This window comes from Metapseudomonas otitidis, assembly GCF_011397855.1.
Lineage (GTDB): Bacteria > Pseudomonadota > Gammaproteobacteria > Pseudomonadales > Pseudomonadaceae > Metapseudomonas > Metapseudomonas otitidis.
Map to the genome: position 1 here is coordinate 4191680 of NZ_AP022642.1, position 14127 is coordinate 4205806.

Sequence of the window (14127 nt, forward strand, 5' to 3'; positions counted from 1 at the left end):
CGATCAGACCTTCAGCAGCAGGTCGCGCAGCTTCTGGATTTCGTCCCGCAGTTGCGCAGCGGCTTCGAACTCCAGATCGCGGGCGAGTTGGAGCATTTTCTCTTCCATCTGCCGGATGCGCTTGTTGATCTCGCTGGGCGAGCGCAGTTCGGCCTCGTAGCGGGCACTCTCTTCGGCCGCCTTGGCCTGGGCCTTGCGCTTGTTGCTGCGCGCGCCTGGTACGGTCGCGCCTTCGAGGATGTCCTTGATGTCCTTCTGGACGCCCCTGGGCACGATGCCGTGAGCCTCGTTGAAGGCGATCTGCTTGGCACGGCGACGCTCGGTCTCGTCGATTGCCCGCTGCATCGATCCCGTGACGTTGTCGGCATAGAGGATCGCCCGGCCGTGCAGGTTCCGCGCGGCGCGGCCGATGGTCTGGATCAATGAGCGCTCCGAACGCAGGAAGCCCTCCTTGTCCGCGTCCAGGATGGCCACCAGCGACACCTCGGGCATGTCCAGGCCTTCGCGCAACAGGTTGATCCCCACCAGGACATCAAAGGCGCCGGTGCGCAGGTCGCGGATGATCTCGACCCGCTCGACGGTGTCGATGTCGGAGTGCAGGTAGCGCACGCGAACGTCGTGGTCCCCCAGGTAGTCGGTGAGGTCCTCCGCCATTCGCTTGGTCAGGGTTGTGACCAGGACGCGCTGGTCCAGCGCGACACGCTTGCGGATCTCCGAGAGCAGATCGTCCACCTGGGTCGCGGCCGGCCGCACTTCGATTTCAGGGTCCACCAGGCCGGTGGGGCGCACCACCTGCTCGACCACGCGACCGGCATGCTCACCCTCGTAAGGCCCCGGCGTGGCCGAGACAAAGATGGTCTGCGGCGCCATCAGTTCCCATTCATCGAAGCGCATCGGGCGGTTGTCCAGGGCGGACGGCAGGCGGAAGCCATACTCCACCAGGGTTTCCTTGCGGGAACGGTCGCCTTTGTACATGGCGCCGATCTGCGGGACGGTGACGTGGGATTCGTCGATCACCAGCAGGGCATTCGGCGGGAGGTAGTCATACAGGGTGGGCGGTGCCTGCCCGGGATCACGTCCGGACAGGTAGCGGGAGTAGTTCTCGATGCCGTTGCAGTAGCCCAGCTCGAGAATCATCTCCAGGTCGAAGCGGGTGCGCTGCTCCAGTCGCTGGGCCTCCAGCAGCTTGTTGGCGCCACGCAACTGCTCCAGCCGCTCCTTGAGCTCCTCCTTGATCTTCTCTACCGCCTCGAGCAGCGTCTCGCGCGGCGTGACGTAGTGGCTCTTGGGGTAGAACGTGAAGCGGGGCAGCTTGCGGATCACCTCGCCGGTGAGCGGGTCGAACGCGGAAAGGCTCTCGACCTCGTCGTCGAACAGCTCGACGCGGATGGCCTCCAGGTCGGATTCGGCGGGGAAGATGTCGATCACATCGCCACGCACCCGGAAGGTGGCGCGGGCGAAATCCATGTCGTTGCGGGTGTACTGCAGGTCCGCCAGGCGCCGAAGCAAGGCGCGTTGGTCGATGCGGTCCCCACGGTCCAGGTGCAGAACCATCTTCAGGTAGGACGCGGGGTCACCGAGGCCATAGATCGAGGACACGGTGGCCACGATGATCGCGTCCGGTCGTTCCAGCAGCGCCTTGGTCGCCGAGAGGCGCATCTGCTCGATGTGGTCGTTGATCGAGGCATCCTTCTCGATGTAGGTGTCCGAGGACGGGACGTAGGCCTCAGGCTGGTAATAGTCGTAGTACGAGACGAAGTACTCGACGGAATTGTTCGGAAAAAAGGCCTTGAACTCACCGTAAAGCTGGGCTGCCAAGGTCTTGTTGGGCGCCAGAACCAGAGTGGGCCGCTGCACCTGAGCGATCACGTTGGCGATGCTGAAGGTCTTGCCGGAGCCGGTCACGCCCAGCAGGGTCTGGTGCGAAAGGCCCGCTTCCAGGCCCTCCACCATCTGACGGATGGCCTCGGGCTGGTCGCCGGCGGGCTGGAAACGCGTGACGAGCTGAAAGTCTGACATGGCGATCCTCGGACTTGCGATGTGACCCCCTCGCGCAGAGGGCGTCAAAACTGGCGAAAAGCGGGCGTTTGATGTCGCCCCTGGCGACCGTGACCGCTATAATACCGGCCCGATTGCGCAACCCCAATGCAGACGCTCGGGGTTGCTCAGGCCCCCTACCCTTCCCTCTCCTTGAGCAGCCGCATCATGAGTCTGTTTTCTGCTGTCGAAATGGCCCCACGCGACCCGATCCTGGGCCTTAACGAAGCATTCAACGCCGATACCCGCCCCACGAAGGTGAACCTCGGCGTAGGCGTCTACTACAACGAGCAAGGCCGTATCCCCCTGCTCCGCGCAGTAGCCGAAGCCGAAAAAGCCCGCATCGAAGCCCACGCGCCCCGCGGCTACCTGCCGATCGAAGGCATTGCCGCCTACGACCAGGCCGTGCAAAAGCTGCTCTTCGGCGCCGACTCCCAACTGCTGGCTGAAGGCCGTGTCGTCACGACCCAGGCTGTAGGCGGCACCGGCGCGCTGAAAACCGGCGCAGACTTCCTCAAGCGCCTGCTGCCCAACGCCGTTGTGGCCATCAGCGATCCGAGCTGGGAAAACCACCGTGCGCTGTTCGAGTCCGCCGGCTTCCCGGTCCAGAACTACCGCTACTACGATGCCGCTACCCATGGCGTAAACCGCGCCGGCCTGCTGGAAGACCTGAAAGCCCTGCCCGCGCGCTCCATCGTGGTCCTCCACGCTTGTTGCCACAACCCAACCGGCGTCGACTTAGAACTGGATGACTGGAAGGCGGTACTGGAAGTCCTGCGCGAGCGCGAGCACGTTCCATTCTTGGACATCGCCTACCAGGGTTTTGGTGCAGGTATCGACGAAGACGCCTTCGCTGTCCGCCTGTTCGCCGAATCCGGGCTGCAGTTCTTCGTGTCCAGCTCCTTCTCCAAGTCGTTCTCGCTGTACGGTGAACGTGTTGGCGCGCTGTCTGTCGTCACCAGCTCGAAGGAAGAGGCCGGCCGCGTCCTGTCCCAGGTCAAGCGCGTCATCCGCACCAACTATTCCAACCCACCGACCCACGGTGCCACCGTGGTAGCCAGCGTGCTGAACAGCAATGAACTGCGCGCCATGTGGGAAGCCGAACTCGCCGAGATGCGCAGCCGCATCCACAGCATGCGCCTCGCCATGGTCGAACAACTCGCCGCCCAAGGCGCCAAACGCGACTTCAGCTTCGTTGCTCGCCAGCGCGGCATGTTCTCCTACTCCGGTCTTACTGCCGAGCAGGTCGAGCGCCTGAAGAACGAATTCGGCATCTACGCCGTCAGCACAGGCCGCATCTGCGTAGCGGCACTGAACGGCAGCAACCTGGACAGCGTCACCCACGCCATCACCCAAGTGCTCTGAGCAAGGCAGGAGAAGGTCAAGCCAGGTGCTTGACTTCTCCTTTCTAATCAGTAAGATACGCACCGTTGTTCCGCGATAGCTCAGTCGGTAGAGCAAATGACTGTTAATCATTGGGTCCCTGGTTCGAGTCCAGGTCGCGGAGCCAAATTCAAAAGCCCTCGGCATGTGCCGGGGGCTTTTTCGTTTATTCACCCGATTCATACCAACCCCGCATTACCCTACGAAGTGCGTGTCTAGTCCTGAAATAGGTTTACACCTTTCAGGCCAAGCTCCAGACCTCAAAGCGCCCGATGCACCGCATCGGGCGTTTTGTATTTCAGGGCCAGGTGAGGCCGCTCCCGGTTATAGATATCGACGGCTTCGCGCACCATGCGGCGCGCCTGTCCGAGGTCGGCGGGAGGGTGCTCCAGCAACTCGTTCTTTAGAATGCCGTTGACGCGCTCAGCCAGCGCATTCTGGTAACAGTCGTAACCATCGGTTATCGAGCAGGTTGCCCCGTACTGCACGTGCAGGCGTTCGTACAGCTCCGAGCAGTACTGGATGCCTCAGTCGGAGTGATGCACCATGGGAGGGCACGCGCCGTGCGGTTCCACAGCGCCTGGCCGTAGGCCCGGGCCACCGACTCGGCATGCAGGCTGTCGTGGACGTGATGGCTGACGATCTTGCGCGAATAGGCATCGGTGACCAGGCTCAGGTACAGCGGACCGATCTGGCTCGGCAGATAGGTAATGTCCGCCACCTATAGGCAACACCTGCTGCTGCCCTGGCTTGAGCAGATTCGGATGACGATAGAACCGGTGAAAGCTATGGGTGGCCTTGTGGTACGCCCGCTTGGGTTTGACCAGCAGGCGATGCTCAGCCAACCCCCTAAACTGGCGATCCCGGCCCACATGGAACGGGGTCTTGGTCTGATCCTGCAGCAAAAAATGTAACTTGCGCGCCCCCAGACGGGGCTGCCGCATCCGTACCTCACGCACGACCTGGGCAATCAGCGAATCTTGCTCGGAACACTGGTCCGCTGAGCGGTTGCGCTGGTAATAGGCTTGGCGACTCAAACCCATGGACTGGCAAGCCCTGCTAACGCTCAGCGCTGGGACTCGGCTTTGCGTGAGGACTTGCCGGGACGCTTTTTTACAACGGATACGCCGTAGTCGTTCTTCAGTACAGTCACGACCGCCTCGAAGAACTGGGCCTTCTGACTCATGACTTCCAGCTGCTCCAGCTCCTTGATGCGCGGCTCCGGCGTCAGTGGCAGGTTGGGTTCGGACATCGGCTTGCTCCTGGCGGATCGAATGGAGGCTCCCTGACTCCAGTCCTGCCGGTCATGTGCGTAACCACAACAGCACCGTCGATCGGCCCTGGATGCCGTAGCGAGCCTGAGCCTCCTTGTAGCTCGTTTCGCCTTCTTTGTAGTGGTCAACCCATCCCGGACAGTGGGTTAAGTTTTTCTTCGGCCACCGCAAGCGGTACCCCATCGTTGAACTGATGTGGCCTGATCCAGTTGTAGCGGTGCATCAGGTAATGACTGATGTCCCGCTGAGCCTCCTGAGCTGTCAGGTAACCGGTCGGTGGAATCCACTCCGACTTCAAACTGCGGAACAACCGCTCCATCGGTGAGTTGTCCCAGCAGTTACCTCGACGGCTCATACTCTGCTCCATTCGATATCGCCACAGCCGCTGCCGAAACAGGCGGCTGGCGTACTGACTACCCTGATCGGAGTGAAACAGCACCTGCTGCGGTTTGCCTCGTTGCTCGTAGGCAATGTCCAGCGCCTTGATGACCAGCTCTGCATCCGGCTTGACGGAAAGTGCCCAGCCGATCACTCGCCTTGTATGCAGATCCAGCACCGCCGCCAGGTAATGCCAGCGACCTTGCGCCCAGATGTAGGTGATGTCGCCGCACCAGACCTGGTTAGGTCGTTCGGTAGTGAACTCGCGGTTCAGCCGGTTCGGGATATCTGGTCGCTCAACTGTAGCCTGCTTGTAAGCGTGCGAGCCTGGTTGCTTGCAGACCAGACCTAGCTCACGCATCAACCGGCGCCCCCGAAAGCGGCCAATGCTTACGCCATCCTCACGCAACATACCCAGAATGCTGCGGCTGCCAGCCGAGCCTCTCTGGTTGAACAGATGGGCAGCCCAGCGTGCATCAACACGGCAGCGGCGTAGACGATGGGCGTAGTAGCAAGACCGCACCACGTCGAAGGCTGAACAGACCACTTCCACCGACTCCCGCTCACTCAACTGGTCTATCAGCGCGTGCGATTGAACTCGTCCGACATCAAGAAAGCGGTAGCCTTTTTTAGGATCGCTTTCTCCCGTTCCAGTCGGTCGATCCTGGCTTCCAGCTCTTGGATTTTCTGCTGTTCGAGAGTCAATGCCTTACTCTTCGGGGTAACGCCCTGGCGTTCCTCTTGGAGCTGTTTTACCCAGCGACGAAGCGCCGATTCAACCAGCCCCAGCGAGCGAGCTGGTTCGATATGGCTGTAGCCCTGATCGAGCACCAGACCAGCGGCCTCTCGTTTGAACTCGGGCGTAAAGGAACGACGTTGCTTGGTCATCAGACACCTCTCTATGGCGAGCATTCTCGCCCTAAATGGGTGTCCGGGATCAGTAGACCACTACACTTCGACCTGATCGACCACTGCGAGTTTAAAGCCTGTGTGTAATCACGCTGAATGCGACCGATACCCTCTGCCATCGGGGCTCTCCTGAAATAAGGGCGAAGGTGTAAACCTTATTCAGGACGGGACATAAGACACAAAAAAGCCGACTATAAAGCCGGCTTTCCTCCTTTGGGCGTCAGCGCCTATTCGACGCTAAGCCTATCGCGGTTGGCCTCAAGCGTCTTGGCGCCAATTCCCTTGACCTGCAGCAGATCGTCTACGGATGAGAATGCACCATTGGCTTCGCGATACTCCACGATTGCCTTGGCCTTCAACTCACCAACTCCGACCATCGCCCCCTGCAACGCAGCAACATCGGCCTTGTTGATATCCACCTTTTTAACGACCTGCTCGGTCGCAACTTTCGCCGGCTCGCTCTTGGATAGCGTCTCCGCAGCGATGGCGGAAACGGTAAAACCGAGGAAGACGAACAACAGGGAAAGAATCCGTACGAGGATCATCACTTAAATCTCCATGTGACTAGCTTGAGGTGCGGTACTCCTAAACCCGCCGAACCAAGCTAGCCCCTGGAGAGAGGCGACTCAATTCCACGCTCTTGATGGATCCAGTCAACGATTTCCTCATCGGGAGAGTATCCATTTACAGTCTCCCGTAGGATCTGGCGCACCGTCCTGTAATCGTCATGCTCAACCGCCTGAAGCAGGCGCTCGATGACAGTCTTGAAAGCCTCCCAAGGCAGATGCTCTTCATTCGCCCTCATGATCATAGGGTGATCAGTCGGACTGACGTTATCGCCAATTAGCAACTCCTCGTACAGCTTTTCGCCCGGGCGCAGTCCTGTGAACTCGATAGCGATATCGCCATTTGGATTCTCTTCACCATGAACGCTGAGCCCCGAGAGATGGATCATCTTCTCCGCCAACTCGGCAATCTTGACGGGCTGCCCCATGTCCAGCACGAATACATCCCCGCCCTGCCCCATCGAGCCGGCCTGGATGACAAGCTGAGCAGCTTCCGGAATGGTCATGAAGTAGCGAGTGATATTGGGATGAGTAACGGTGACTGGGCCGCCCCGCTTGATTTGCTCACGAAACAGCGGAATCACCGAGCCGGAAGACCCCAGCACATTACCGAAGCGAACCATCGTAAAGCGGGTCTTGTTGACTTGGTTGACGCCAGTCTTTTCTCCAAACATTACAGGCGCCGTCTCACGACTCAAAGCCTGCAATACCATTTCGGCCAAGCGCTTGGTGCTGCCCATAACATTTGTAGGGCGAACGGCCTTATCCGTGGAGATCAACACAAAGTTGGTCACACCTGCCTGGATGGACGCCTGCGCCACGTTAAGCGTACCAACAAGATTATTAAGTATCCCCTCTGCAACGTTATGCTCTACCATCGGCACATGTTTATAGGCGGCAGCATGGTAAACCGTACCAACACGCCAAGTTTTTATTATATCCAGGAGGCGACCCGAATTACGAATTGTACCCAATATGGGTACCAATTTTATAGGTAAGGATTCCCGATCAATTCGTTGTAGCAACTCTGCATGAATACTGTAGAGATTAAACTCACTATGTTCGAACAGCAGCAACGTCTTGGGGTCACTAGATATAATTTGCCGAGACAACTCAGAGCCGATTGACCCCCCAGCTCCAGTAACCAGCACCACCTGACCTCTAATACATCGCTCGAACATCTCTTTCTTGGGTGGAACTGGATCTCGCCCAAGAAGATCGGCAATATCGACCTCTTGAACGTCGTCGACTTTCACCCTCCCACTAGCCAAGTCCATAAAGCTAGGGACACTTCGAACATGCAATCCGTACTCCCCTAGCAACTCGAGAATCTCTCTTCTACGTGCGCGAGAAGCAGAAGGAACAGCCAGAAGTATTTCCTGTGCGCCAGTCTCAGCAATCATCTGTTTTATATGCTTAGGTTTATAGACACGAAGCCCTGCAATAACACGATTTGCAATTGAAGAATCGTCATCGACAAACGCAACAGGGACCAAAAAACGCCCCATCCGCAAAGCCGCGAGCAGTTGGTTACCAGCCGCGCCAGCACCATATATCGCGACCCGAGGCAAATGAACTTGGCGAACCTGAAGTTGATTTGGGCGCTTCGCGGAGAACCAATGCCCCATAAAATAATGGCGCATCATAAGGCGTAGGCCACCGATCATCATCAAGCTCAGGCACCAATAGTTGAGTACCATTGAGCGAGGTATTATTGCCGGTGACTCCCGATACCAATAAACCGCCAGCGCCAAAATCAGCGCGGAAAGCGAAATCGCCTTGAAGATACTTTTCAGTGCATCATTTCCGAAATAGCGCATTACTGCACGGTACATACCCATGCGAATAAAAATTGGCACTGAAATTAACGGGGCTAGAATAAATAGCCAAGCATGCTCACCGAAGGGTTTGGCTGCGTCCAATTCACCCAAACGCACCACGAACGCCAACCACAAGGCACACCAAACCAGCACAATATCTGCTGCAACCTGAAGAGAACGCTTCGAGCGTCTCGGCATTCCAATCAAACGCCGACGTAGGCGATCAGCAGCTCTCAACATTGCCAGTCCTCACATCTCTGGAAGCCGAAGTGCAGTAGAAATCCGAAAACTAACCCGCCTTCGGCAAAAATACAGTTCCTCAACATCAAGCTAAAGCTAAGAACGGACACGATCGCCTGCTCCCCGACCAAGAAGCGTCATGAAGATATACTTGAAGTAACTCCTAAGCGACAGCTCTCCGATCATCCGCTGATCGGTTTCCGCAAGCAGCCTAGGTGTAGACATATCTATGTTACTTACCTGAGCCAGCCCAGTAATTCCTGGACGTACGTCGTAAACGCCACACTTACTGCGCTCAACAATTAACTCTTGCTGGTTAAACAGACCCGGCCTGGGTCCTACCAAGCTCATGTCCCCTTTGAGCACATTCCATAACTGTGGCAATTCATCTAACTTCGTCCTACGCAAAAATCCTCCAAGACGAGTGATAGACGCACTGGAGGCCAAATGGCTAGCAACGGATGCAGTGTTCACTTCCATGGTCCGAAACTTCACCAAAGTAAAAGGTTTTTGATGTCGCCCCACGCGTTGCTGCCTAAATATGGGAGAGCCTGTATCAAATAACCCTATAACATAGATAGATAGAAGCAAAGGAAATCCAAACAGCAACCCCAAAACGGCGAATAACACATCAAACAGACGGATCACGAATGCACCTTCTTAAGCCATCCTTAACAGAAACAGGGGGATTCCAACTCAACACCTCTCGTGTTTTACTGATATCTACCTGCAATGAGCCTAACAAACGCTGGGCTATAGCTCCTTTTCCAAATAGCCTTGCGGCAACGCCAAGTAAAACTGCGGGCACAGGTATCAGACGAGAGGGCCTATCCATAGCTTCAGCAACACCTCGCAGAAGCGCTGTAGTAGACAAATCCTCGCCATCGCCAGCTAAAAATAGCTGATTAGCGGCTGCGGGATGATCAATGCAGCGAGCAATGAGATCAGTAAGATTGTAAACACTTATCAGAGAGCGCTTATTGTGAACAGCTCCGAGAGGTAATGGTAACCCCCTATCAACCCAGCGAAGCAAGCTTCCAAAATTACCTGGAGCTCCTGGTCCGTAAACTAAAGGTGGACGAATGACAACGCAATCGATTCCTAGCTCTTGCTGGATAGTCCGTAGTCCCTGCTCGGCTTCCCATTTCGACTGAGCATAAGGCCCTATTGGTGCGGGCTCATCGCTACTTTTGAACGGACGAGTATTAATATTGCCGTTGACACCAATGGAGCTAATAAAGATAAAGCGTTTAACACCAGCAGCTGAAGCTTGCCTCGCTAATTTTAAAGTTGCATCACAGTTAATGGCTCGAAACTCAGGTAGAGGATCGACATTACTAGAAGCAGTTTGGTGGGCTAGCCCAGCCAAGTGAACAATACACTCTACCTCGCGCAATACCTCAGAGAGCAACTCTACCTCGCTCAGTGAGGCCCGAACCGTCTCTACTCCATCGAGTTCAAAGTGAGAGCGAGCCATGGCCAATACGCTATAACCTCGTGTGACAAGCTCACGACATAGGAAATTCCCAATGAAGCCGCTAGCTCCAGTCACTAAAATCCTCATGCCAATTCACCGTCAAATATTTCATCTAGCCACCCCTCCAAGCGATAGCGCTGATAGATTTCAGGAGAAATATCTACATAAGGAGTACTCAAGAAATGCTCCGGAATAACAGGCGCACTACGATCTATCACACAGATATTACTATCCTGATAGAAATCATAGAACATTACCTGCGCATTAGTAGTAATTAATTTTTTACGAGCACCCAAGGTTTCTAGAGTACGCATGGTTAGACCGGTCTGTTTAGGATGTTCGATATCCAAAACCGCACGCGATGAAATAAAAATCTGTTGCACATCCGCTTTTGTCAATGGTTTAAACTTAAAATCTGAAAGGCGCGCAGAACTAAATCCAGGATTTACTATGCGATAAACCCAATAAACCCAAGGAGCCTGCAGAAAAAGATAATAGTAAGCCCTTACCCCACTCACCCGGCGGGCCACTTTGGAAACAACCGCATATCGGTCTGTATGTGCAGTGCCTACGAAGCTTATATCCCACTCAGGAAACTCATTACTGGCCGACTCAAAGCCCTTAGAAAAGAATAACGGCCGAAAATTAATGCTATACTTTTGCGCATCATTCCGATCAAACGTGAAAGCCTTATCAAATAGGCCTAGAACACTCACTGCATCCTTGCGATTAACAAAGGAATCCCACATGTATAGAAAAAACTTCGCACGCTCGAAACGCTGACGCCACAATATTAGTATCCGCTCCGACAGCGTCTGACCATTGATCACAAATACATAATCATAGTCCCCACTCAAATCGATATGCTGCTCGTAGTAGCGCTCTGCTGCACCCATGACCCACTGACGTCGCCAGCGAGTAACTGCTTTGAGAAAAGCGGATTGAAAAGGGCGATCCAGCAAGAAGTCAACCTTAGCACCACGCCGCTCTAACTCAGCACGAATTTCTTGTTCATACCCAAAAAATTGAGGCGCAATAAAAAGTACTCTCTTATTTTTCAGCAAGTAACTCACGCTTCGTTAACCCGTTTCTTAAGAATTTTTGCTGGCACTCCTCCCACCGTGCAGTGATCCGGTACCGACATAAGCAACACGGCGTTAGCCGCAACTACTACCCCATTACCCACATTTATACCGCCCAATACTTTAGAGCCAGCCCCTAGTATTATGTCGTCACCAAGCACCGGCCGGTGCTCCTCATCATAGGTGAAATCAAGATCGCGAGCCCCGACAGTCACACCTTGGTATATAACAGCATTGCTACCAATACGATAAGCTCCAATTACCGTACCATGAGTATGCGGAAAGAACAGACCAGGACCGATTTTGCAGGTGACAGCAATCTCGATTCCAAATAAAAGAAAGTTCAATAGCGACATACCTTTGGCCAACGGCGATAAGTGACAGCGCTGAAGAGCTTGCGACAGGCGATAAAGCAGAACTGGAGCAAAACGGGGTGAGAGCATGCCAAGGCAAAGCCGTGGTAATGAAGCATTCACCGGGGCACCCAACAACTGCCGATGGCGCTTTGCATCAAGAACAAGCAAAGTGAAAAAACCAAGTGCATCTGATGTCATTGATGACCTCAATTCATCAGTTTCCGATCGCGGAGTTCTTGGTTAGCCTTATCCAACTGATCTTCCGGTAACGGTTGCTCACTAACCCACTTAGCAAATCGTTGCAAACCTTCTGAAAGTGAAACTCTTGGTGTAACCCCTAAAAACTCTCGTAAGCGGTTGATGTCAGCATAATTATGACGAATATCACCAATACGAAACTGCCTCGTCACAATGACATTTGGATTCTTATTAAAGGCACGTGATAACTCCTCCGCAACAACGCGTACAGATGTAGCTATGCCACTACCAACATTAATAACAGTGTCCAGGGCACTCTTACAGGTAACCGCAGCATGCAAAGCGTCCGTCACATCTTCGACATGTACGAAATCTCGACTTTCTTCACCATCTTCGAACAAGGGCAACTCGTGATTATGGCGAATTTTTGTAGAAAAAATTGACAGAATACCAGTATATGGATTATTCAGTGACTGCCCTTCACCATAGACATTCTGTAGACGCAGGATTGCATAACTAATTCCCATTGACTGGCAGGCAATACGAACAATATCCTCTTGAGCATATTTAGTTGAAGCATAGATCGACGCTGGCGACACACTATCAGTCTCACGAGTTGCCACTAACCGCAGCTCATCTTTTGTAACAGGGCAAACAGGCTCCCACATTCCTTTCTGAAGCTGTTCAGCTCCGCGAGCGGCGGGGTATACTCGAGCGCCACTAATAGAGTGTACATAAGCACCTTCACCATATACAGAGCGACTGGAAGAAAGCACCACGCGTTTTACACGATGCTTCCTTGCTTTTCCGAGTACATCAAACATCAAAGCTGTGCCTTGACTATTAACCTCATTATAGTGTGCAACTTGATACATAGATTGCCCTGTACCCGTTTCCGCAGCAAGATGTACAATAGCATCGACCCCTAATAAAGCGCGTTCCCAATCCTCACGCTTTGTAACATCTCCGCGCAGAAACTCAACACCATTAAAACCCAACCACTCCAAGCCGCTTGGAATCGCGCCATGAATCTGTGAAGACAATGAATCCAGCACACGAATCATATACCCAGAGGCCAATAGCTTAGGAATCAAATGAGACCCAATAAATCCTGCCCCACCAGTTACAAGAATAGTTTCCGACATAATTACCCCCAATTTACGCTTAGTAGTTAAACCCATATCTGCAAATAACGCAAAGCCAAGCATCAAGCCCTTAGCCTCCGCAAAATACCTGCCCCCCCCTATTTCTCCTATACACAGAAGGTTCATTACTCAAAATACGGACAAGCATAACAACCACCAAAAAGTAAGGCCCACTAAAGGAATTAGTTAGAAGAAGAAGAAGAAGAACTAGCCAAGTCGACTCGCCAGAAAACCACAACACAAGAAACAACAACATATAAGAACTAGCGCCAAATAAAATAATAATATAACTTAATGAATTCAGCCAAACCACTGAACCTGAGTCAAAGTTTAAAAAACCGGGAATGATGAATTTTTCAAAATTCAAGAAAATATAAACAAACGGTTCGGTAAGTCTTACTGAAAAGCTCCCCCCTCCCCCTACCGTCTCCAACACACGATCAGGCAAAAGCCCTAAAGAATAAGAGGCCAGAAAAGCAAGCGGAGCGCAGAGCGCAACCACAAGGCTACGTAACTTACTCCCAGAGAAAAATCGTAAAAATGTTATACCAACAAATAAGAGCCCTAACACAGACGTCGACAGAACCACACTAACCGAGTAGAAAAACCACAGCACAAAATTCTTATCATTAGCAGAATACAACAGAGCTGGAATCATAAACAAAACATAGTAACTAGGCTCCTTAAAAGCTCCACCGCTCCTCATACCATACATATCAACGCCCAGAGCCCTAATAGAATTAATTTCAATATCATAAGGAGTTTCAATATATACAACAACAACTCCAGCAAACTTATAAATCAAAACCTGAAAAACCAACATAACAGCAAAGATACTTGCTATATATAGATAGCATCGACACAACAATTTTGCAGGAACAGCCAACCTGTAAAAATCAACAAGTACAAAAAAACAGACAAAATAAAAACACATTCGAACAACAGGGAGAACACCTGCAACAAAGAAAGTAGAGTAGTAGGCGATGACAAATACCGATAACACACATACAAATAGAACTGAAAAAATTGCCCGCCACTTAATAGTGTTACAGAGCAACAAAAACCAAAAGGTGAAAATTATTACCCCCAAATCTCCCCAAGAAACTCCTGAAAAGGCAGAAATATTTGCCAGCAAAGGGGATATAAGAAAAAGCAAAAATATAATATTTTTAAGAATTGAATTCCCACTCAATAGCATTGGCAGATCCGCTGCTTCTTTATTTCTTACGAAAAACTGTTTTTCCATAAAAATCATGAACCAA

14 protein-coding genes and 1 tRNA gene are annotated in these 14127 nt (G+C 53.0%); 3 read left to right on the top strand and 12 right to left on the bottom strand.

Going from position 1 to position 14127, the window contains the following annotated elements; all coding sequences use genetic code 11:
• Nucleotides 1-3: 3 nt before the first annotated feature.
• The gene (gene uvrB / locus PotMrB4_RS19260; protein WP_172434227.1) at nucleotides 4-2019 is read right to left on the bottom strand and encodes an excinuclease ABC subunit UvrB; all 2016 of its coding nucleotides are present in this window, start codon (nucleotides 2017-2019) and stop codon (nucleotides 4-6) included.
• Nucleotides 2020-2205: 186 nt separating this feature from the next.
• Between uvrB and PotMrB4_RS19265 the strand changes: the two genes are divergently transcribed.
• Both PotMrB4_RS19265 and PotMrB4_RS19270 read left to right on the top strand, forming a co-directional pair.
• The gene (locus PotMrB4_RS19265) at nucleotides 2206-3402 is read left to right on the top strand and encodes an amino acid aminotransferase (protein ID WP_172434228.1); all 1197 of its coding nucleotides are present in this window, start codon (nucleotides 2206-2208) and stop codon (nucleotides 3400-3402) included.
• Nucleotides 3403-3471: 69 nt separating this feature from the next.
• Nucleotides 3472-3547, top strand: a tRNA-Asn gene (locus tag PotMrB4_RS19270).
• A 133-nt stretch (nucleotides 3548-3680) separates the two neighbouring features.
• On the opposite strand, the gene PotMrB4_RS19275 is transcribed toward PotMrB4_RS19270, so the two are convergent.
• Nucleotides 3681-3908, bottom strand: a complete 228-nt coding sequence (locus PotMrB4_RS19275) for an integrase core domain-containing protein (RefSeq protein WP_172432197.1) — start codon at nucleotides 3906-3908, stop codon at nucleotides 3681-3683.
• A 222-nt stretch (nucleotides 3909-4130) separates the two neighbouring features.
• On the opposite strand from PotMrB4_RS19275, the gene PotMrB4_RS19280 reads away from it, so the two are divergent.
• Complete coding sequence (locus PotMrB4_RS19280) at nucleotides 4131-4334, top strand: hypothetical protein (RefSeq protein WP_172432198.1); 204 nt, start codon at nucleotides 4131-4133, stop codon at nucleotides 4332-4334.
• A 152-nt stretch (nucleotides 4335-4486) separates the two neighbouring features.
• Here the strand turns inward: PotMrB4_RS19280 and PotMrB4_RS19285 are convergent, their stop codons facing one another.
• The 10 genes from PotMrB4_RS19285 to PotMrB4_RS19330 all read right to left on the bottom strand — a co-directional run bounded on the left by PotMrB4_RS19285 (nucleotide 4487) and on the right by PotMrB4_RS19330 (nucleotide 14111).
• Entirely contained in the window at nucleotides 4487-4672 is a 186-nt protein-coding gene (locus tag PotMrB4_RS19285) for a hypothetical protein (protein ID WP_172432199.1), read from the bottom strand.
• 146 nt (nucleotides 4673-4818) lie between these two features.
• Nucleotides 4819-5960 (bottom strand): IS3 family transposase gene (locus PotMrB4_RS19290; RefSeq protein WP_172434229.1). Its coding sequence is split into 2 segments (ribosomal slippage): nucleotides 4819-5705 and nucleotides 5705-5960, totalling 1143 coding nucleotides; the frame shifts between segments, so codons are not numbered across the junction.
• A 248-nt stretch (nucleotides 5961-6208) separates the two neighbouring features.
• The gene (locus tag PotMrB4_RS19295) at nucleotides 6209-6526 is read right to left on the bottom strand and encodes a ComEA family DNA-binding protein (protein WP_172435121.1); all 318 of its coding nucleotides are present in this window, start codon (nucleotides 6524-6526) and stop codon (nucleotides 6209-6211) included.
• A 59-nt stretch (nucleotides 6527-6585) separates the two neighbouring features.
• Nucleotides 6586-8607 carry a polysaccharide biosynthesis protein gene (locus PotMrB4_RS19300; RefSeq protein WP_172434230.1) on the bottom strand — a complete coding sequence of 674 codons (2022 nt, stop codon included), beginning with the start codon at nucleotides 8605-8607 and terminating at the stop codon, nucleotides 6586-6588.
• 96 nt (nucleotides 8608-8703) lie between these two features.
• Nucleotides 8704-9255 carry a sugar transferase gene (locus PotMrB4_RS19305; RefSeq protein ID WP_172434231.1) on the bottom strand — a complete coding sequence of 184 codons (552 nt, stop codon included), beginning with the start codon at nucleotides 9253-9255 and terminating at the stop codon, nucleotides 8704-8706.
• Nucleotides 9239-10171, bottom strand: coding sequence for a UDP-glucose 4-epimerase family protein (locus PotMrB4_RS19310; protein ID WP_197939494.1), 933 nt, complete (start codon nucleotides 10169-10171; stop codon nucleotides 9239-9241). The genes PotMrB4_RS19305 and PotMrB4_RS19310 overlap by 17 nt, the downstream gene beginning before the upstream one ends.
• On the bottom strand, nucleotides 10168-11157 hold the full coding sequence (locus tag PotMrB4_RS19315; protein WP_172434232.1) for a CgeB family protein: 990 nt from the start codon (nucleotides 11155-11157) through the stop codon (nucleotides 10168-10170). The genes PotMrB4_RS19310 and PotMrB4_RS19315 overlap by 4 nt, the downstream gene beginning before the upstream one ends.
• Nucleotides 11154-11720, bottom strand: coding sequence for a serine O-acetyltransferase (locus PotMrB4_RS19320; protein WP_172434233.1), 567 nt, complete (start codon nucleotides 11718-11720; stop codon nucleotides 11154-11156). Before PotMrB4_RS19320 ends, PotMrB4_RS19315 begins: the two co-directional genes overlap by 4 nt.
• 8 nt (nucleotides 11721-11728) lie before the next feature.
• A complete protein-coding gene (locus PotMrB4_RS19325; RefSeq protein WP_232060740.1) occupies nucleotides 11729-12991 on the bottom strand; it encodes an NAD-dependent epimerase/dehydratase family protein in 1263 nt (420 codons plus the stop codon).
• The gene (locus PotMrB4_RS19330; RefSeq protein ID WP_172434234.1) at nucleotides 12936-14111 is read right to left on the bottom strand and encodes a hypothetical protein; all 1176 of its coding nucleotides are present in this window, start codon (nucleotides 14109-14111) and stop codon (nucleotides 12936-12938) included. The genes PotMrB4_RS19325 and PotMrB4_RS19330 overlap by 56 nt, the downstream gene beginning before the upstream one ends.
• Nucleotides 14112-14127: the final 16 nt, after the last annotated feature.

Excerpts from the sequence above, each read along its gene's own strand:
- uvrB (WP_172434227.1), bottom strand. The coding sequence starts at position 2,019 with ATGTCAGACTTTCAGCTCGTCACGCGTTTCCAGCCCGCCGGCGACCAG.
- PotMrB4_RS19265 (WP_172434228.1), top strand. The coding sequence starts at position 2,206 with ATGAGTCTGTTTTCTGCTGTCGAAATGGCCCCACGCGACCCGATCCTG.
- PotMrB4_RS19280 (WP_172432198.1), top strand. The coding sequence starts at position 4,131 with ATGTCCGCCACCTATAGGCAACACCTGCTGCTGCCCTGGCTTGAGCAG.
- PotMrB4_RS19285 (WP_172432199.1), bottom strand. The coding sequence starts at position 4,672 with ATGTCCGAACCCAACCTGCCACTGACGCCGGAGCCGCGCATCAAGGAG.
- PotMrB4_RS19295 (WP_172435121.1), bottom strand. The coding sequence starts at position 6,526 with ATGATCCTCGTACGGATTCTTTCCCTGTTGTTCGTCTTCCTCGGTTTT.
- PotMrB4_RS19300 (WP_172434230.1), bottom strand. The coding sequence starts at position 8,607 with ATGTTGAGAGCTGCTGATCGCCTACGTCGGCGTTTGATTGGAATGCCG.
- PotMrB4_RS19310 (WP_197939494.1), bottom strand. The coding sequence starts at position 10,171 with ATGAGGATTTTAGTGACTGGAGCTAGCGGCTTCATTGGGAATTTCCTA.
- PotMrB4_RS19320 (WP_172434233.1), bottom strand. The coding sequence starts at position 11,720 with ATGACATCAGATGCACTTGGTTTTTTCACTTTGCTTGTTCTTGATGCA.
- PotMrB4_RS19325 (WP_232060740.1), bottom strand. The coding sequence starts at position 12,991 with ATGAACCTTCTGTGTATAGGAGAAATAGGGGGGGGCAGGTATTTTGCG.
- PotMrB4_RS19330 (WP_172434234.1), bottom strand. The coding sequence starts at position 14,111 with ATGGAAAAACAGTTTTTCGTAAGAAATAAAGAAGCAGCGGATCTGCCA.